Origin of the sequence: Trabulsiella odontotermitis, assembly GCF_001297775.1 — a bacterium.
GTDB classification, from domain to species: Bacteria; Pseudomonadota; Gammaproteobacteria; order Enterobacterales; family Enterobacteriaceae; genus Trabulsiella; species Trabulsiella odontotermitis.
In genome coordinates this window covers 86,102-105,036 of sequence record NZ_LIFX01000004.1, presented here as the reverse complement: position 1 = coordinate 105,036, position 18,935 = coordinate 86,102, and the positions used below count along the sequence as shown (strand labels likewise).

General features: G+C 56.1%; 22 protein-coding genes. 11 read left to right on the top strand and 11 right to left on the bottom strand.

From position 1 onward, the window contains the following. Positions 1-47: 47 nt before the first annotated feature. The 6 genes from flgG to flgB are packed head-to-tail and all read right to left on the bottom strand — an operon-like array spanning position 48 to position 4,379. Positions 48-830, bottom strand: a complete 783-nt coding sequence (gene flgG / locus AOY23_RS06075; RefSeq protein ID WP_038154500.1) for a flagellar basal-body rod protein FlgG — start codon at positions 828-830, stop codon at positions 48-50. Positions 831-843: 13 nt separating this feature from the next. Next, positions 844-1,599, bottom strand: coding sequence for a flagellar basal body rod protein FlgF (locus tag AOY23_RS06070; protein WP_054178690.1), 756 nt, complete (start codon positions 1,597-1,599; stop codon positions 844-846). Between the two features lie 20 nt (positions 1,600-1,619). Further along, entirely contained in the window at positions 1,620-2,825 is a 1,206-nt protein-coding gene (gene flgE / locus AOY23_RS06065) for a flagellar hook protein FlgE (protein ID WP_054178691.1), read from the bottom strand. A gap of 26 nt (positions 2,826-2,851) precedes the next feature. After that, a complete protein-coding gene (flgD, locus tag AOY23_RS06060) occupies positions 2,852-3,544 on the bottom strand; it encodes a flagellar hook assembly protein FlgD (RefSeq protein ID WP_054178692.1) in 693 nt (230 codons plus the stop codon). Positions 3,545-3,554: 10 nt separating this feature from the next. Next, entirely contained in the window at positions 3,555-3,959 is a 405-nt protein-coding gene (gene flgC, locus AOY23_RS06055; RefSeq protein WP_054178693.1) for a flagellar basal body rod protein FlgC, read from the bottom strand. Positions 3,960-3,962: 3 nt separating this feature from the next. Continuing rightward, positions 3,963-4,379 carry a flagellar basal body rod protein FlgB gene (flgB, locus tag AOY23_RS06050; protein ID WP_054178694.1) on the bottom strand — a complete coding sequence of 139 codons (417 nt, stop codon included), beginning with the start codon at positions 4,377-4,379 and terminating at the stop codon, positions 3,963-3,965. Between the two features lie 158 nt (positions 4,380-4,537). Here flgB and flgA point away from each other — a divergent pair, with 158 nt between their 5' ends. From flgA to flgN, 3 genes are all read left to right on the top strand, one after another. Beyond that, positions 4,538-5,197: a flagellar basal body P-ring formation chaperone FlgA gene (gene flgA / locus AOY23_RS06045; RefSeq protein ID WP_054178695.1), complete on the top strand. Its 660-nt coding sequence runs from the start codon at positions 4,538-4,540 to the stop codon at positions 5,195-5,197. Between the two features lie 93 nt (positions 5,198-5,290). Beyond that, entirely contained in the window at positions 5,291-5,581 is a 291-nt protein-coding gene (gene flgM / locus AOY23_RS06040) for a flagellar biosynthesis anti-sigma factor FlgM (RefSeq protein WP_054178696.1), read from the top strand. A gap of 4 nt (positions 5,582-5,585) precedes the next feature. Continuing rightward, a complete protein-coding gene (gene flgN, locus AOY23_RS06035; protein ID WP_054178697.1) occupies positions 5,586-6,008 on the top strand; it encodes a flagella biosynthesis chaperone FlgN in 423 nt (140 codons plus the stop codon). A 59-nt stretch (positions 6,009-6,067) separates the two neighbouring features. On the opposite strand, the gene murJ is transcribed toward flgN, so the two are convergent. The 4 genes from murJ to rimJ form a co-directional block, all read right to left on the bottom strand. After that, complete coding sequence (murJ, locus tag AOY23_RS06030) at positions 6,068-7,603, bottom strand: murein biosynthesis integral membrane protein MurJ (protein WP_054178698.1); 1,536 nt, start codon at positions 7,601-7,603, stop codon at positions 6,068-6,070. Between the two features lie 110 nt (positions 7,604-7,713). Then, positions 7,714-8,637 (bottom strand): Gfo/Idh/MocA family protein, encoded by a 924-nt coding sequence (locus tag AOY23_RS06025; protein WP_054178699.1) that lies wholly within the window; start codon positions 8,635-8,637, stop codon positions 7,714-7,716. A 2-nt stretch (positions 8,638-8,639) separates the two neighbouring features. Further along, entirely contained in the window at positions 8,640-9,287 is a 648-nt protein-coding gene (locus tag AOY23_RS06020; RefSeq protein WP_054178700.1) for a YceH family protein, read from the bottom strand. A 25-nt stretch (positions 9,288-9,312) separates the two neighbouring features. After that, positions 9,313-9,897 carry a ribosomal protein S5-alanine N-acetyltransferase gene (gene rimJ / locus AOY23_RS06015; protein WP_054178701.1) on the bottom strand — a complete coding sequence of 195 codons (585 nt, stop codon included), beginning with the start codon at positions 9,895-9,897 and terminating at the stop codon, positions 9,313-9,315. 247 nt (positions 9,898-10,144) lie between these two features. Between rimJ and mdtH the strand changes: the two genes are divergently transcribed. From mdtH to solA, 6 genes are all read left to right on the top strand, one after another. Continuing rightward, positions 10,145-11,353, top strand: coding sequence for a multidrug efflux MFS transporter MdtH (mdtH, locus tag AOY23_RS06010; protein WP_054178702.1), 1,209 nt, complete (start codon positions 10,145-10,147; stop codon positions 11,351-11,353). 102 nt (positions 11,354-11,455) lie between these two features. Beyond that, positions 11,456-12,016 carry a lipoprotein gene (locus AOY23_RS06005; RefSeq protein WP_054178703.1) on the top strand — a complete coding sequence of 187 codons (561 nt, stop codon included), beginning with the start codon at positions 11,456-11,458 and terminating at the stop codon, positions 12,014-12,016. Positions 12,017-12,139: 123 nt separating this feature from the next. Next, the gene (pyrC, locus tag AOY23_RS06000; protein ID WP_054178704.1) at positions 12,140-13,186 is read left to right on the top strand and encodes a dihydroorotase; all 1,047 of its coding nucleotides are present in this window, start codon (positions 12,140-12,142) and stop codon (positions 13,184-13,186) included. A 116-nt stretch (positions 13,187-13,302) separates the two neighbouring features. Next, entirely contained in the window at positions 13,303-13,548 is a 246-nt protein-coding gene (gene dinI, locus AOY23_RS05995) for a DNA damage-inducible protein I (protein ID WP_038154516.1), read from the top strand. 290 nt (positions 13,549-13,838) lie between these two features. Next, positions 13,839-14,093 (top strand): biofilm formation regulator BssS, encoded by a 255-nt coding sequence (gene bssS, locus AOY23_RS05990; protein WP_054178705.1) that lies wholly within the window; start codon positions 13,839-13,841, stop codon positions 14,091-14,093. Positions 14,094-14,201: 108 nt separating this feature from the next. Further along, positions 14,202-15,320 carry an N-methyl-L-tryptophan oxidase gene (solA, locus tag AOY23_RS05985; protein WP_054178706.1) on the top strand — a complete coding sequence of 373 codons (1,119 nt, stop codon included), beginning with the start codon at positions 14,202-14,204 and terminating at the stop codon, positions 15,318-15,320. A gap of 24 nt (positions 15,321-15,344) precedes the next feature. On the opposite strand, the gene trhO is transcribed toward solA, so the two are convergent. Next, complete coding sequence (trhO, locus tag AOY23_RS05980; protein ID WP_054178707.1) at positions 15,345-16,394, bottom strand: oxygen-dependent tRNA uridine(34) hydroxylase TrhO; 1,050 nt, start codon at positions 16,392-16,394, stop codon at positions 15,345-15,347. Between the two features lie 222 nt (positions 16,395-16,616). On the opposite strand from trhO, the gene AOY23_RS05975 reads away from it, so the two are divergent. Together AOY23_RS05975 and mdtG are read left to right on the top strand one after the other, a co-directional pair. Then, positions 16,617-17,537, top strand: coding sequence for a Kdo(2)-lipid IV(A) acyltransferase (locus tag AOY23_RS05975; RefSeq protein ID WP_054178708.1), 921 nt, complete (start codon positions 16,617-16,619; stop codon positions 17,535-17,537). Between the two features lie 143 nt (positions 17,538-17,680). Then, on the top strand, positions 17,681-18,907 hold the full coding sequence (gene mdtG, locus AOY23_RS05970) for a multidrug efflux MFS transporter MdtG (RefSeq protein WP_054178709.1): 1,227 nt from the start codon (positions 17,681-17,683) through the stop codon (positions 18,905-18,907). The last annotated feature ends 28 nt before the right edge of the window (positions 18,908-18,935 follow it).

Here is an 18,935-nt window from a genome sequence, read left to right as displayed (position 1 = left end):
CTTCTGAATAAAAAAGCCGGTGCGAAGTATTCCGCACCGGTTACGTCTTAGAGCTGAGTCAATTTTTGCAGCATCTGGTCGGTGGTCGAAACCGCTTTACTGTTAATTTCGTAAGCACGCTGAGTCTGGATCATATTGACCAGCTCTTCGGCTACGTTAACGTTCGACGTTTCGACATACCCCTGATACAGCAGACCGGCGCCGTTCAGGCCCGGGGTGGTTTCGTTTGGCGCGCCGGAGGATTGCGTTTCGGTGTACAGGTTCTCACCGATGCTCTCCAGACCGGAGTCATTCATGAATGTCGTCAGGTTCAACTGACCGACCTGCACCGGGTTGGTTTGCCCCTGTTGCGTCACGCTGACCACACCGTCACGACCAATGGTGATACTCAGGCTGTTCGCCGGAATGGTAATCGCCGGTTGCACCTGGAAACCGCCCGCCGTCACCAGCTGACCGTTCTGATCAACCTGGAACGAGCCATCGCGGGTGTAGGCCATGGAGCCGTCCGGTAACATCACCTGGAAGAAACCCTGCCCTTTGATCGCCACGTCTTTGCTGTTGTTGGTCTGTGACAGGTTGCCCTGGCTGTGCAGACGCTCTGTCGCCACCGGACGAACACCGGTACCAATCTGCAGCCCTGATGGCAGTGTGGTTTGCTCAGAAGACTGTGCGCCAGGCTGGCGAATGGTCTGGTAAAGCAAATCTTCAAAAACCGCGCGCTGACGTTTGAAACCGTTGGTGCTGACGTTCGCCAGGTTGTTGGCGATGACGTCCATATTGGTTTGCTGTGCGTCAAGACCGGTTTTTGCGATCCATAATGAACTGATCATAGTGGTCCTGTTATTAGCTCATGGAGAGCAACTGGTTAGCCTTCTGCGCGTTCTGATCAACGTTGCTGATGACTTTCATCTGCATTTCGAACCGACGCGCGCTGGCGATCATATCGGCCATCGCGGCCACAGGTTTAACGTTACTGCCCTCAAGCACGCCAGACTGCAGCGTGATGCTCTGGTCGGCCTGTAAGACCGGACCACGCGTCGCCTGCGCCGCGGCGCTTAAGCGGAACATACCGTCATCACCGCGCACCACTTCATTCGGCTGAGCGCGCACCAGCTTCAGACGCCCGACCGGCGCAATGGTGTTTGCCGGGTCGCCCGGATTCAGTGCGGAAATGGTACCGTCGGCGGCAATGGTGATTTCAGAACCTTCCGGCACCACCACCGGGCCGCCTTCGCCAACCACCGGATTCCCCTGAATGGTCAGTTGCCCGGTAGGCGTCACCTGGATATTCCCGTTACGGGTATACCCTTCGCTGCCATCGGGAGCCTGCACGGCAAGCCAGCCATCCTGCTGCAACGCCACGTCCAGCGGACGCGCGGTGTAGTCAAGCTGACCTGGCGTCATGTCCGCCCCCGGCGTTGATGCTGCCACCAGCGTACGGGTCTGGACGGTCTCGCCGTTGACCGGCACCGCACGCAGTGCCGTCAGTTGAGCGCGAAAGCCAGGCGTTGAGGCGTTGGCAAGGTTGCTGGCGGTGACGGCCTGCTGATCCAGCGTCTGGCTGGCAGCACCCATCGCGGTATATATTGCGTGATCCATTCCGTTATCCCGTCAGGCGCTTAGCGCAGGTTAACCAGGGTGTTGAGGATCTGATCCTGGGTTTTGATGGTCTGCGCGTTCGACTGATAGTTACGCTGCGCGACGATCATGTTCACCAGTTCTTTACTCAGATCGACGTTGGAAGCTTCCAGCGCGCCGTTGGTCAGCGAACCGAAGTTACCCTCACCCGCCGTACCGAGTAGCGCCACGCCAGAAGCCAGCGTTGCCGACCAGACGTTATCGCCTTCCGACTGCAGCCCTTCGTTGTTAGCGAAGTTCGCCAGTACGATCTGCCCCAGAACCTGCGATTTCTCGTTGGAGTAGTTACCTACAATCGTGCCATCGTCGTTGATCTGATAGCTCACCAGATCACCCGGGCCATAACCATTCTGGCCGGACGCCACGATGTTGTTGGAACCGGTATTCTGCTGCATAGAGTTGGCAAAGCTCAGCGCAAATGTCGCCGGGGTCGCACCGTTAATGGTTCCGGTGGTCAGGTTAGCGGTACCGCCAGTGACCAGCGCGCCGTCGTTGTTGAACACCATGGTGGTGGCAAGCGTTGCGGCGTTACCGGCGACGCTGCTGTCCTGCGAGTAAACTTCCCAGGTGTTGTCTGCGGTTTTCACGAAGTACAGGTTCATGTCATGGGAGTTACCCTGACTGTCATAAACGGTCACCGTACCTTTTTTGTTGTAGGTGTCCGCGTCGGTTGCGTCGAACGGCGTGGTCGCTGGCAGCTTGTCAGTGGAGTTCAGGTTGATCTGCATTGACGCTGTGGTGGTGATTTTGGCGGCCATCAGGGTGTTCGGGATGTTCAGCCCAACCGGGTTGGCGCCCTGCTGAATGGTCGGCGGCGTACCAGTGGCCGGATACCCGGTCAGTTGCAGCCCCTGCATGTTCACCAGGTTACGGTTTTCATCCAGTTTGAACTGGCCGTTACGGCTGTAATAAACCGAACCATTGCTGTCGACCAGACGGAAGAAGCCGTTCTGGCTGATAGCGACGTCCAGCGCACGCCCGGTGCTGGTGGTAATCCCGTCGTTAAAGTCCTGAGTGATACCCGCTACTTTAACGCCCAGACCCACTTTGGAGCCTGCGAACATATCGGCGAAAGACGCCGTGCCGGACTTAAAGCCATAGGTGGCGGAGTTGGCGATGTTGTTACCAATGACGTCGAGGTTAGTAGAGGCAGCATTCAGACCGCTGACCGCTTGAGAAAAGGACATGTCTTTCTCCTGATAAGGTTGAAGGCTTAAATAATCTGACGAACATCGTCGAGCGTGGTAGAACCGTAAACCCCGAGATCCAGGGTATTACCATTCGCGCCACGGATAACACCCTGCACCAGCGCATACTGCAGTGGCTGGCTTGTCAGCTGTGTACCGCCGCTGGTGGCATTAACGGAAATGCTGTAGGCGCTGTCGGTCGCATAGGAGCCATCTTCCAGCTTGCCGTCCCAGGTGTAGGTATGAACACCGGCGGACTGCTCGCCCAGCTCAAGCGTACGCACCACTTTACCGGTCTTGTCGCTGATGGTGACGGTCACTTTGTCCGCCGCCTGTTGCAGCTCCAGACCGAACGGTGTCGTGCTGACGTTACCGTCATCATCTTTACCGGTCAGAACCACGTTGCCCGGGATCATCACGCCATGACCAATCAGCGTTGCCGCCTGCATAGACTGGTTGCTGTCGATCTGGCCGGAAATAGAGCCAAGCGTGGTATTCAGTTTTTCGATACCGCTTACCGTGCTGATTTGCGCGAGCTGAGAGGTCAGCTCGTTGTTCTGCATCGGGTTAGTCGGATCCTGGTTTTTTAACTGTGCGACCAGCAGCGTCAGGAAGCTGCTTTGCAGATCCGCCGCGTTGTTGCCGGTGAGCGAATTGGCTCCGGTCTGGACATCGTTACCGGTATTCGTGGGATCGTTGACATTGACGGCAATTGTCATGGTTTTCTCCTTATTGTCCCAGCGTCAGTGTTTTCAGCATCATGCCCTTCACGGTGTTGAGCACTTCCACGTTGGCCTGATAACTGCGCGACGCGGACATGGTGTTCACCATTTCGCCGACCACGTCGACGTTCGGCATCTTCACATAGCCTTTGGCGTCGGCCAGCGGGTTGCCCGGCTCATACACCAGTTTGTCCGGTGCCTGACTTTCAACAACATCAGCGACTTTTACGCCGCCGGTCGCCGCACCGACAGGGGCATCAACCTGAAACACCACCTGTTTGGCGCGATAAGGCTGTCCGTCCGGTCCGGTGACGCTGTCGGCGTTCGCCAGGTTACTGGCCGCCACGTTCAGGCGTTTGGACTGTGCGGTCAGCGCGGAACCGGCGACATCAAAAATATTCAGCAATGCCATTTATTAATTCCCCTGTTGCAGGACGCTCATCATGCTCTTGATTTGACCACCAAGAACCGTCAGTCCTGTCTGGTACTGCAGGCTGTTGTCGGCAAACTGCGTCCGTTCGCGATCCATATCGACGGTGTTGCCATCCATCGACGGCTGGTCGGGAACGCGGTACATCAGATCAACAGCAGGCGACGAAATCGTTTCGGCAGGTATATGACGAGCAGAAGTGAGCGAGAGCGCAACGCTGTTGGTCTCCGCTCTGCCACGCTCCATCACCTTTTTCAGTTCACTGGCAAAATCGATATCGCGCGCCTGATACCCCGGGGTATCGGCGTTGGCGATATTGGCAGCCAGAATCTCCTGACGCGCGGCACGCAAGTTCAGCGCTTCCTGTTGGAAACGTAGCGCAGCGTCGAGTTTATCGAGCATGGCTCCTCCGCTAATGACAAAATTTCAGCTAACACTTTAATTCTCTGGCCTGTCTCCCTATCGTCGGAATAAACGCAAAATGCGTCGCTATTTATTGCGTTGAAGAAATCACCTTGCGAGTAAAATCCTGCCAATCCCTGGACAGACTGGAGTTGGCGATGCGAAACCTGAAAAGCACTCTGGCAGCAACGTTATTGCTGCTTAGCCCGCTGGCGCTGGCGCAGGACCTCAGCGCGCAGCTACAGGACTTTTTTGCCCAGCGGCTGACCGGCTTCAGTGATGACGTGACGGTGGACGTCCGCACGCCGCAGAACCAGTTACCGCAGTGTGATCAACCGACGCTGAGCGTTCCGGCAAGCGCCCGTCTGTGGGGAAACCTGAACGTGCTGGCGCAGTGCGGCAACGAGAAACGCTATCTTCAGGTGAATGTTCAGGCGGTGGGAAATTACGTGGTGGCGGCGCAGGCCATTGCCCGTGGCAGCCAGTTGCAGTCTGGCAGCGTTGAGCTTAAACGCGGCCGACTGGATCAACTCCCGCCGCGCGCGATGCTGGACATCAACCAGGCGCAGGATGCGGTCAGTCTGCGGGATATCGCGCCGGGGCAGCCGATCCAGTTGTCGATGTTACGTCAGTCATGGCGCGTGAAAGCCGGTCAGCGCGTGCAGGTAATCGCCAGCGGTGACGGCTTTTATGTCAATGGCGAAGGCCAGGCGTTAAACAACGCCGCGGTCGCGCAAAACGCGCGGGTCCGCATGCCGTCGGGCCAGGTAGTCAGCGGGAAAGTGAGTGCTGATGGGAATATTCTGATTAATTTATAATGTTCATAAAGAATCTGCGGCCCCTGCCGATAAAATATCAACAAATGATGATGGCAGGCTGTAGTGCCACGAACCCTCGATGAGGACAGCATAATGAGTATTGATCGTACATCGCCCCTGAAGCCAGTGAACGCAGTACAACCTCGCGAACCGAACGACGTCGGCACGCCGAAAAACCGTACCGAAAAATCCGCTGCGAGCAACAGCACCAGCGTGACGCTGAGCGATGCGCAAACCCGACTGACCCAGGCTGGCGCCAGCGATATTAATGTGGAACGCGTTGAGACACTGAAGACGGCGATTCGTAACGGCCAACTGAAAATGGATACTGGTAAAATCGCCGACGCGCTGATCCAGGAAGCCCAGAACTCACTGAGTCAATAAGCGTATGAGTCGGTTGTCAGATATTTTGGATCAAATGACCACCATCCTGAACTCACTGAAAGAGGTGATGGATGCTGAGCAACAGCAGCTCTCTTTTGGCAGCGTGAACGGTAGCGCGTTGCAGCGCATTACCGAAGAGAAAAGCTCTCTGCTGGCGGCACTCGATTATCTGGAACAGAAGCGCCGTGTGGAGCAAGAAGCCCAGCGTTGCGCCAATGACGATATTACCGACCGCTGGCAGCTTATTACCAAAAAAACGCAGCATCTGCGCGATCTGAACCAGCACAACGGCTGGCTGCTGGAGGGGCAGATTGCCCGCAATCAGCAGGCGCTTGACGTCCTGAAACCGCATCAGGAACCGGGGCTGTATGGCCGGGACGGGCAAACTTTCAACGCCTCCCGCGGCGGGAAAAAATTCTCCGTCTGATTTCCCCACGAATGCTATTAGTCTGCCGGTTAGCCTCGCGCTAACCGGCAGCGTGGTATTTATACCGTCCGGCGGGTGAACTCTTTCACTTTAAAGCCCAGCAGCGCCAGCGTCGCGAAATAGGCGGCAATACCCACCACCACCACAGCCATCAGACGCAATAAGCGGAACGGCATGGTGCCCTGCGACCACTCCGGCATCACATACATCATCCCCAGCAGCGCGGCGGACATCACCAGTACCGCCACCACCAGACGCAGCAGGAACGCGCCCCAGCCCGGCATCGGAGTAAAAATGTTTTGTTTACGTAACTGCCAGTACAGCAGGCTGGCGTTCAGACAGGCCGCCAGACCAATAGAGAGCGACAGTCCGGCGTGTTTCAGCGGGCCGATAAACGCCAGGTTCATCAGTTGCGTCATGATGAGCGTGATAATGGCAATTTTCACCGGCGTTTTGATGTTCTGCCGGGAATAGAACCCTGGCGCCAGCACTTTCACCACGATCAGCCCCATCAGCCCGACAGAGTACGCCACCAGCGCGCGCTGGGTCATCGCCGCATCGAAAGCGGTAAATTTGCCGTACTGGAACAGCGACACGGTCAGTGGTTTCGCCAGGATCCCCAGTGCCACGGCGCTCGGCAGCGCGAGCAGGAAACAAAGGCGCAGCCCCCAGTCCATCAGACGGCAATATTCGTCATGGTTGCCGCTGGCAAAACTTTTCGACAGCGACGGCAGCAAAATCGTCCCCAGCGCCACACCCAGCACGCCGGACGGAAACTCCATCAGGCGGTCGGCGTAGTACATCCACGACACCGAACCTGACACCAGAAACGAGGCGAAAATGGTGTTGATGATGAGGGAAATCTGGCTGACCGACACGCCGAGGATCGCCGGGCCCATCTGTTTCACCACCCGCATCGCCCCGGCATCTTTTAAATTAATGCGCGGCAGCACCAGCATGCCGATTTTTTTCAGGTGCGGCAGTTGATAGACCAGTTGCAGAATACCACCCGCCGTCACCGCCCATGCCAGCGCCAGCACTGGCGGATTAAAATACGGCGCGGCAAACAGCGCAAAACCAATCATGCTGATGTTAAGGAAGGTCGGCGCAAACGCCGGTACCGAGAAACGGTTCCAGGTATTCAGAATCGCCCCCGCCAGCGAGGCCAGCGAGATCAGCAGAATATAGGGGAAAGTAATGCGCAGCAGTTGCGTGGTGAGGGCGAATTTCTCTGCCGTATTGGCAAAGCCCGGCGCGGTAATGGTGATGACCCACGGCGCGGCCAGCATCCCGAGAACGGTCACCACCGCCAGCGCCAGCGTTAACAGCCCGGAGACGTAAGAGACAAAGACTTTGGTGGCGTCGTCGCCCTGTTTGCTTTTGTATTCGGCGAGGATCGGCACAAAGGCCTGTGAAAACGCGCCTTCAGCAAAAATACGGCGCAGCAGGTTCGGCAGCTTAAAGGCGACAAAAAAGGCGTCTGTCGCCAGTCCCGCGCCAAAGACCCGCGCCACAATGGCATCGCGCGCGAATCCCAGCACGCGTGAAAACATGGTCATCGAGCTGACGGCGGCCAGCGATTTTAATAGATTCATTGAAGTGATATTCCACAACCCTGGAGCAAAACGCCTGCAGTGCAGGCGTGGAAAGTGGCGATAGTCTACCGGGATCGTCGTGAATTACTACTGCCAGTTGTTACAGCGTTTTATTCGCTGATGGCTTCCTGCCAGATCTTTTCGACGATACGCTGCGCCAGCACGGCCTGCTCGCCTGCCGTTTGCGGAACCGTCTGATTTTGCACGCATTCAATAAAATGGTGCGCGCAACCGGCGAAACCACGCTGTTCGAGCGTGCTCTGCCAGCCTGGCACCGGGCGTTCAACCACGCCAGCGCCCCGCTCTTCCCGCCATTCGCGCATATCCGTCACGCTGAACAGCCCGCCGTCAGTCACCGCCTGTACCCACTCCCGCTGACTGCCGGCACGGCGATGCATGCTGGTGGTGACCTGTAACTGCGGATGGCTGAAATGGTGCTCAGCGTAGAGCATTTCTCCCTGATCGGTGGTTTGCAGACTCCCGCCGCTCAGGGAAGCGCCATCCGCCAGCCATAGCGCGGTATCCACCACATGCAGATAGTCATCGAGCAACGTGAAGTGGCAGTCCTGCGGACCGACGCTGTCGGTGCGGTGTTTGTCCATCCGTAACGACGCCGCCGAAGACAGGTTGTTTTTCAGTTCGCGGTACAGCGGCGCAAAGCGACGGTTAAAGCCCACCATCAGCGTGAGTTTTTTCTTCGCCGCCAGATCCACCAGCCGTTCCGCATCGGTGAGTTTTTCCGCCAGTGGTTTATCCACGCAGACATGCACACCGGCATTGAGCAGCTCACTGACCACCGCCGCGTGGGTCGCGGTGGAGGTATGAACGAACACTGCATCACACTGCGCCGCCAGCGCGGTCAGCGAATCCGCATACGGCAGACGGTATGTGTCGCAGATGCGCAGCGCTTTTTCTTTGTTGGGGGACCAGGCCGCCTGCAGGGTCCAGTTTGTTGCGGCGCTGAGCACCGGCAGCCACGCTTTTTGCGCAATGCCGCCTAGCCCAACGACGCCGACGCGAAGTTTTGCTGTCACCGTTATTCTCCCAGGTGCGCGAGTAGAGATTCCAGACGCTGCTTCAGTTCGGCCACTTCCCCTTCCAGCGTTTCGACGCGGGCCAGCAGATCGTCTCCCACTGGCGCCACCGCTTCCACGACGGTCGCCAGCGTTTCAATGTCGCCGCTGAACAGATGCATATAGCGGCTTTCACGTTTGCCAGGTTCCCGTGGCAGACGGGCGACAAACGGGCCATCCTCACGCGACGCCAGACCGTCCAGCGTCGCTTCGACTTCCGCCATGTCGCTGAACTCATACATGCGTTGCGCGCGACCGCGCAGTTCACCCGGCGTCTGCGCGCCACGCAGCAACAGCGTGGTGATAATAGCCACTTCCGCCGCGGTCAGCTTCAGATCGCCAAATTCAGAATTACAAAAACGCTGCTCATATTTAGTGACCCGGTTACCGAACCCGCTGACCGTGCGCAGATAGTGGCGCTTCACCAGCGCATCGAGCAGATCCTGCACCTCTGTTTCGCTGAGATTCATCACCGGTTCACGGTTGGTTTTTTGATTGCAGGCGGTCACAACACCATTGACCGACAGCGGATATTGCTCCGGCGTCGTGACCTGTTTTTCCAACAGACAGCCAATGACGCGCGCTTCATAAGCGGTGAGTTGATACTTCATGTTTTCTCCTCAAAGACCCTGGCGCTTAGCGGCCAGTCGTCCATTCCTTCGTTGTCAGCGCCGTCAGCACATGGTCGCGCCACTCCCCGTCAATCAACAGGTAATCTTTGGCGTAACCCTCTTTTTCAAAGCCCAGTCGGGCGAGCAGGTCGCCACTGCGCTGATTATGCGGCATGTAGTTAGCCATGATGCGATGAATATGTTGCGATCGTTGCATATAGCGGATCGCCGCAGTCAGCGCTTCAAACATCAGCCCCTGCCCCTGCCATTTTTGCCCGATGGAATAGCCGAGATAACAGGCATGGAAAGAGCCGCGCACCACGTTGGAAAAATTAGCGACACCGATGACTTCCTTCTCATCCGGATCGAGCAGGGCAAAATAAAACGCGGAGCCCTGTTTATGAAATTCATTGATCATGCCAAGACGCGCCTGCCAGCCAGAGGGATAACAGTGGCTGTCGTCGCGAACCGGCTCCCAGGGTTTCAAAAACTGGCGGTTCTCGGCGTAATAATCAGCAAGACGCCAGGCGTCACGATCATGAACCAGACGCACCACCAGCCGGTCTGTTGTTAAGCGTACTTTCGGCACGTTACTGCGATAGCCAAACATTTTCCCCACTCCTTCACGCAAGCAATGACCGCAGGTTTCACCCTTTTCCTGATTTATAATACCTGCCCACAGGCACTCTGTGAAAACAGCAACATACCATTTTTCTGCGCGACATCGGCTTTTCGATTAAAAGCCTCTATCGAAGTTGTACCTTGATAAAAAAATATTGTCGCAGGCAATATGGGAAAACAAGCCTTAACCACGCAGAATAGAACGGCACTCTTCTTTTTATTTCCCAGGGGGGGAAATGTCCCGCGTATCGCAGGCAAGGAGCCTGGGTAAATATTTCCTGTTGATTGACAATATGCTGGTGGTTCTCGGTTTTTTTGTCGTGTTTCCTCTGATTTCAATCCGTTTTGTTGATCAATTAGGTTGGGCGGCGTTGATGGTGGGCATCGCGCTCGGTTTGCGTCAGCTTGTTCAGCAGGGTCTCGGGATGTTTGGCGGCGCCATTGCCGACCGTTTCGGCGCAAAGCCGATGATCGTCACCGGGATGCTAATGCGTGCAGGCGGTTTCGCCGCCATGGCGGTGGCGCAGGAGCCGTGGATGCTCTGGCTCTCCTGCATTCTTTCCGGGCTCGGCGGCACCCTCTTTGACCCACCGCGTACAGCGCTGGTGATTAAACTGGTGCGCCCGCATCAACGTGGACGTTTCTTCTCCATACTGATGATGCAGGACAGCGCGGGTGCGGTGATCGGCGCGCTGCTCGGTAGCTGGCTGCTGCAATACGATTTCCGTCTGGTGTGCAGTGTTGGCGCATTGCTGTTCATTCTCTGTGCCGGGTTTAACGCCTGGTATCTCCCCGCCTGGAAACTCTCCACGGTCAGAACGCCCGTACGCGAAGGGCTGGCGCGCGTGCTCCATGACAAGCGCTTCGTCACCTACGTGCTGACGCTCACCGGCTACTACATGCTGGCCGTACAGGTGATGCTGATGCTGCCAATCATGGTGAACGATATTGCCGGGTCGCCCTCGGCGGTGAAATGGATGTACGCCATCGAAGCGGCGCTGTCGCTGTCACTGCTGTACCCCATCGCCCGCTGGAGCGAAAAACGTTTCCGCCTCGAACAACGGCTGATGGCGGGGCTGGTGGTGATGTCGCTTTCCATGCTGCCCATCGGGATGATCAGCACGCTTTCGCAACTGTTCGCGCTGATTTGTACCTTTTACATCGGTTCGATCATCGCCGAACCGGCGCGTGAAACGCTCAGCGCAGAGCTGGCCGATCCCCGCGCCCGCGGCAGTTATATGGGGTTCAGCCGTCTGGGGCTGGCCTTCGGCGGTGCTTTTGGCTATGCCGGTGGCGGCTGGCTGTTTGATACCGGCAAAGCCTTCAACCAGCCCGAATTACCGTGGATCATGCTGGCGATTATCGGCCTCATCACCTTCATTGCGCTATGGTGGCAGTTCGGTCAGAAACCCGCTGCATCCGGGATGCTGGAGCCGCGAGTCTGATCATCACCCGTCAAATTCAGCGTATTCTGCTGGTCTGTTGAATGCTGACAGACCATGCTGCTTTGTGTCAGGATGAACGCTGGCATCATGTAGAGGAACCCCATGAAAAAGATTTTGGTTATTGCCGCACTGCTCACGGGCGGCTTGCTGGCGGGTTGTAATCAGCTCACACAGTATTCCGTCAGTGAACAGGAAATTAATCAGGCACTGCAAAAGCATAATAACTTTTCGAAAGACATTGGTTTGCCAGGCGTGGCGGATGCCCACATCCAACTCACTAATCTTTCCAGCGCTATCGGGCGCGAAGATCCCAACAAGGTCACGCTGAGCGGCATTGCAAAGCTGGACATGACCTCCCTGTTCGGTAACCAGAAAGCGACCATCGACCTGAAACTCAAAGCGCAGCCGGTTTTCAATAAAGAACAAGGCGCTATTTACCTGCAGGAGATGGAAGTCGTGGACGCGAAAGTCGCGCCGGAGAAAATGCAGTCGGTCGTTCAGACGCTGATGCCCTATCTGAACCAGTCTCTGCGAAACTACTTTAACCAGCAACCGGCGTATATTCTGCGCGAGGATGCCAGCAAAGGCGAAGCGCTGGCGAAGAAATATGCGAAAGGCATTGAAGTGAAACCGGGTGAAATTATCATCCCTTTCACCGACTGACCTGACGGGCGCTGAGGCGCCCGTTTTTTTTCGGATAAAGAGTGCAAACGAAAACGTTTCCGCTTATCCTTAGTGCCCGGCAAAAAGCAGCCTGATGACTGAACCAACCAGCCGGAGCCCCTCATGACAGCACAACCCCAGGTTTTAAAAATCCGCCGCCCTGACGACTGGCATATTCATCTGCGTGATGGTGATATGTTGAAAACCGTCGTGCCTTATACCAGCGAACTCTACGGGCGTGCGATTGTAATGCCGAATCTGGTGCCGCCGGTGACCACGGTGGACGCCGCCATCGCTTATCGCCAGCGTATTCTTGACGCGATCCCCGCCGGGCATGATTTTACCCCGCTGATGACCTGCTATCTGACCGATACGCTGGATCCGAACGAACTGGAACGCGGTTTTCAGGAAGGCGTGTTTACCGCCGCCAAACTCTACCCGGCCAATGCCACCACCAACTCCAGCCATGGCGTGACCAGTATTGATGCCATTATGCCGGTACTGGAGCGCATGGAAAAACTGGGAATGCCGCTGCTGGTGCATGGTGAAGTCACGCAGGCGGAGATCGACATTTTCGACCGCGAAGCGCGCTTCATCGATACCGTCATGGAGCCGCTGCGTCAGCGCCTGCAGGGGCTGAAAGTGGTCTTTGAGCACATCACCACCAAAGATGCCGCGGAATATGTTCGCGACGGCAACGATCGTCTGGCCGCCACGATTACGCCGCAACACCTGATGTTTAACCGCAACCATATGCTGGTGGGTGGCGTACGCCCGCATCTGTACTGTCTGCCGATCCTCAAGCGCAATATCCACCAGCAGGCGCTGCGTGAACTGGTCGCCAGCGGTTTCAGCCGCGCGTTCCTCGGCACGGATTCCGCGCCGCACGCCCGTCATCGCAAAGAAGCCAGTTGCGGCTGTGCGGGCTGCTTCAACGCCCCGACCGCGCTTGGCAGTTATGCCACCGTGTTTGAAGAGATGAACGCGCTTGCGCATTTCGAAGCCTTCTGTTCCCTGAATGGCCCGCGCTTTTACAATCTGCCGGTCAATAACAGCTTCATTGAACTGGTTCGCGAAGAGAGTACCGTCGTGGACAGCATCGCCCTGCCGGACGATACGCTCATCCCCTTCCTCGCCGGTGAAACCGTGCGCTGGACGGTAAAGGCATAAAAAAATCGCAACCCCCTGTTGTAAGTTAGTTTATTTACCTGTATACATATACAGTATAAATACAGGGGGTGTGCGAAAGCCGCCTGCCAGGAAACAGCCTGAAGGATGACGTGACTATGCGAATTGAAGTGACGATTGCTAAAACAACGCCGTTACCTGCCGGAGCATTAGACGCGCTGGCAGGAGAACTCTCCCGCCGCATCAACAACCAATACCCTGACGCCGATGGCAACGTTACCGTCCGGTACGCGGCTAACAATAATCTTTCCGTTATCGGCGGCATCAAAGAAGACAAAGATCGCATCAGCGAAATCCTGCAGGAAACGTGGGAAAGCGCTGATGACTGGTTCATCACTGATTAAATATTACTCGCTCATTGTGTTGTCTTGCCGGGTCGCCCCGGCTTTTTTGTTTTCCCGCCTTGCTTAATTTTTAATCTCTTTCCGATATATTCTCTAATCTCTTAAAAAATAATGAACAATCTGGTGGATTGTCATTCAAAAATGCGCAGTGTTAAATAATTTGTGTTGCAGATTATTTAATTTCTCGAGTAATCGGTTATTTATTGATATACTTACTTTGCTTCAGATAAAGATAAAACACGCAGAACCTCGAGAGTCGTTATCATTTAACACGTAGATAAGGGGTTATGATGGAAAAAATTAATGAAGTCATTCAGACCCATCCCCTCGTCGGATGGGACATCAGCACCGTAGACAGCTACGATGCGCTGATGCTGCGCTTACACTACCAAAACCCCACTCAAGCGAGCAGTAACGACGCGGAAATCGGCCAGACATTGTGGCTGACAACGGATGTCGCCCGCCAGTTTATTTCGATTCTGGAAGCGGGCATCGCCAAAATAGAAGCAGGCGATTATCAGAAAGATGAGTATCGAAGACATTAAACGTAATGCATAGCTTCACAGGCACCTTCGGGTGCCTTTATTATTTATAGTGTTGTATCACAACTGATAATTAATTACTCTGCTAAGAAAGATTTTCCGGAAGAGACTATGCAATACGATTTAATTGTTCTTGGCAGCGGCTCCGTCGGTGCTGCCGCCGGTTATTACGCGCGCCGTGCGGGTCTTAATGTTCTGATGCTCGACGCCCATCTTCCGCCGCATGACAAGGGCAGTCATCATGGCGATACCCGCCTGATCCGCCATGCCTACGGCGAAGGTGAAAAATATGTCCCGCTGGTGCTGCGGGCGCAGGCACTGTGGGATGAACTCGCCACCCTCAGCGGCGAAGCCATTTTCGAAAAAACCGGGGTGATTAACCTCGGCCCGTCTGGTTCGCCATTTCTGGCTAATGTCGCGCACAGCGCGCAGCAGTTTGGTCTGGCGGTTGAAACGCTTGATGCGCAGGCGGTCATGTCCCGCTGGCCGGAAATCCGGGTGCCCGACAATTACAGCGGGATTTTTGAATCTGCCTCCGGGGTGCTGAAAAGCGAGCTGGCCGTGAAAGCGTGGATCCGCCTGGCGCGGGAAGCCGGTGCGGCGCAACAGTTTAACGTGCCGGTCACCGCCATTCATCATCAGGCCGACGGCGTGATGGTAGAGACTGCCGAAGAGAATTTTCACGGTAAAAAACTGTTGATCAGCGCCGGAACCTGGGTAACGAAACTGTTGCCGGAACTGCCCGTACAGCCGGTACGCAAAGTATTTGCCTGGTTCCAGGCCGACGGTCGTTACAGCAGTAAAAACCATTTCCCGGCCTTTACCGGTGAACTGCCGAACGGGGATCAATATTACGGCTTCCCGGCGGAAGATAACGAACTGAAAATCGGCAGGCACAACGGCGGGCAAATCATTTCCTCCGAAGCGGAGCGGAAACCATTTGGCACCGTCGCCACTGACGGTTCAGAGGCGTTCAGTTTCCTGCGTCAGGTGTTGCCGGGGATCGGCGGTTGCCTGCATGGCGCGTCCTGCACCTATGACAACTCGCCGGATGAAGATTTCATCATCGACACCCTGCCCGGCCATCGTGAGACGCTGCTGATTAGCGGTCTCAGCGGTCACGGTTTCAAGTTTGCCCCGGTGCTCGGCGAAATCGCCGCGCAGTTTGCCCAGGGCACGACGCCGGAATTCGACCTCACACCCTTTTCGCTGGCGCGCTTTAACCGTTAAGTGAAAGCGCCTGATGACAGGCGCTTACTCCGGATCCGGAATACCCAGCTTCGTATTCAGTCGCCCGCGAGACTTATTGAAGATTTTATTGCCATTTTCACGCCCGGCGCGAAGACGACGCTGTTCCTCTTCCGGCAACTTGTGCTCCTGCTGGCAGGCTTCGCTGCAACAGCCTTCGAATTTTTCCGCACACGCCGGGCATTGTATGAACAGCAGGTGACAGCCGTCATTCAGGCAGTTTGTGTGGGTGTCGCACGGTGTGCCGCACTGGTGGCAATGGGCAATGACTTCATCGCTGATGCGTTCGCCCATGCGCTCATCAAAGACAAAGTTTTTACCGATAAAACGCACCGGCAACCCCTGCTCGCGCGCACGACGGGCGTATTCAATGATCCCGCCTTCAATGTGCCAGACCTTATTGAAGCCGTTGTGTTTCATCCAGGCGCTGGCTTTTTCGCAGCGAATGCCGCCGGTGCAGTACATGACAATCTTTTTGTCTTTATGCTCCTGCATCATCTCCACCGCTTTCGGCAACTGCTCGCGGAAGGTATCGGCGGGGATCTCCAGCGCATTTTCGAAATGGCCGACTTCGTATTCGTAGTGGTTGCGCATGTCGATGAAAATGGCGTTCGGATCGTCCAGCATCGCGTTCACTTCCGCCGCTTTCAGATAGTCACCGACATCACCGGCATTAAAGCTCGGGTCATCAATACCGTCCGCCACAATGCGGTCACGCACTTTCATGCGCAGCACCCAGAATGATTTACCGTCATCATCCAGCGCAATGTTCAGACGCAGGCCGTTCAGCGCCGGGTCAAAACCGTACAACAATTCACGCAACGCCTCCACGCGGCTTTCCGGCACGCTGATCTGGGCGTTAATCCCTTCTTTCGCAAGATAGACGCGACCAAAGACGCCAAGGGCGCTGAACGCCACATACAGTGCGTCGCGGGTCGCTTTAGGATCGGTGATGGTGAAATATTTATAGAACGAGATCGTTGTGCGCGGCTCGGTTTCCGCCAGCATTTGCGCCTTCAACGCCTCATTCGAAATGCGGTTATGTAACACTGGCATGGTGTCCGGTTCCTGCAATCGTCTAAGGGAAATATGAGTCGGGCCGCATGATATAGCAAAGAATCACAATTTACATCCCCACAATTTGCGCTACATTTCTCTCACCTTATTATATGTACTCTCAACATTTGTCTGTTATCACCGCACATCGTTGGCACGGATTTTGGCTGACGGAAAAAAAATGCGACAATAGAGGGAGTTGTTTGTAATGACAGGAATGACATGACCCATTTACCCAAATTTTCTGCAGCGCTTCTGCACCCTCGTTATTGGTTAACCTGGCTCGGTATCGGCGCCCTGTGGCTGATGGTGCAGCTTCCTTATCCGGTCATTTATCGCGTCGGCACCTCAATGGGTCGCCTTTCAATGCGTCTGATGAAACGCCGCGCCCGTATCGCTTACCGTAATCTGGAACTCTGTTTTCCTGATATGAGCGACGCGGAGCGCCACCAGTTAGTGGTGAAGAATTTTGAGTCCGTGGGAATGGGGTTGATGGAAACCGGTATGGCCTGGTTCTGGTCAGACAGGCGCATCGCGCGCTGGACGACAGTGACCGGTTTCGAACCGTTACGTGAGCTGGAAGCGCAAAAGAAAGGCATTCTGCTGATCGGCGTTCATTTTCTCACGCTTGAAATGGGCGCGAGAATGTTTGGCCTCAACTGGCCGGGTATCGGCGTGTATCGCCCTAACGACAACCCGGTACTGGATCTGCTGCAAACCTGGGGACGTCTGCGTTCCAACAAAGATATGCTCGACCGCAAAGATCTCAAAGGGATGGTCAGAGCGCTGAAAAATGGTGATGTGGTGTGGTACGCGCCAGATCATGACTACGGTCCGCGCAGCAGCGTGTTTGTGCCGTTCTTTGCCGTTGAGCAGGCTGCCACGACGACCGGCACCTGGATGCTGGCGAAGATGTCGAAAGCCTGCGTGGTGCCGTTTGTGCCGCGCCGCCGGGCAGACGGTAAAGGCTATGAGCTGATCATGCTGCCGCCGGAGTGTTCACCGCCGCTGGATGATGCCGAAACCACCGCCGCATGGATGAACCGCGTCGTTGAGCAGTGCATTCTGATGGCGCCGGAGCAGTATATGTGGCTGCATCGTCGCTTCAAGACCCGCCCGGAAGGCGTTCCTTCGCGTTACTGATCCACAGGCAGCCTTCACGGCTGCCACCTCTCCCTTTCTGATGTCTCTGATTTGCAGAACCCTTTCCGCAGGCGCATAATTAGCCTGCTATAGACTTTTTAATCAGCTGATTACAGCCGCTCTGCGCGCTGCTGTGGATTTTTATGCCTTCTTCTGAGACACCCATTAACTGGAAACGCAATCTCGCCGTTGCCTGGCTCGGTTGTTTTCTTACCGGCGCCGCTTTTAGCCTGGTCATGCCCTTTCTGCCGCTCTACGTCGAAGAGCTGGGCGTAACGGGTCTGCGCGAGCTGAACATGTGGTCCGGTCTGGTCTTTAGCATCACCTTTCTTTTCTCCGCCATCGCCTCGCCTTTCTGGGGCGGTCTTGCGGATCGCCGTGGTCGAAAAATCATGCTCCTGCGCTCGGCGCTGGGGATGTCGATTGTCATGGTGCTGATGGGGCTGGCGCAGAACGTCTGGCAGTTGCTGATCCTTCGCGCGCTGCTCGGTCTGCTGGGCGGGTTTGTGCCGAACGCCAACGCCCTGATTGCCACCCAGGTACCACGCAACAAAAGCGGTTGGGCGCTGGGGACGCTGTCGACAGGCGCTGTCAGCGGCGCGCTACTCGGACCGCTGGCAGGCGGACTGCTGGCGGATACGTGGGGGTTGCGTCCGGTCTTTTACATGACCGCCAGCGTGCTGTTCGTCTGCTTTGTCATCACCCTGCTGCTGATCCGCGAACAATTTACCCCGGTATCGAAAAAAGAGATGCTCCACTTTCGCGAGGTGATCGGCTCACTGAAGAGCCCGCGGCTGGTGCTGAGCCTGTTTATTACCACTATGATCATTCAGGTGGCGACCGGCTCTATCGCCCCGATTCTGACGCTCTACGTCCGTGATCTGGCGGGAAACGTCAGCAATATCGCGTTTATCAGCGGGATGATCGCCTCAGTGCCGGGCGTCGCGGCCCTGCTCAGCGCGCCACGACTCGGCAAGCTCGGTGACCGCATCGGGCCGGAGAAGATCCTGATTGCCGCGTTGGTGGTGTCCGTGCTGCTGCTAATTCCAATGGCGCTGGTACAGACGCCCCTGCAACTTGGGATTTTGCGCTTCCTGCTTGGTGCCGCCGACGGTGCGCTGCTCCCGGCGGTGCAGACATTGCTGGTCTATAATGCCACCAACCAGATCGCCGGGCGTGTGTTCAGCTACAACCAGTCGTTTCGCGACATCGGCAACGTCACCGGGCCGCTTATCGGCGCGGCGGTTTCCGCCAGCTACGGCTTTCGCGCCGTCTTCTGCGTCACGGCAGGCGTGGTGCTGTTTAACGTCATCTACTCGACGCTCACCCTGCGCCGCCCACGGGCACAGCGAGCCACCGCTGAGCGCTAACCTTACCCTTATCAGAACGTTTTTTTGT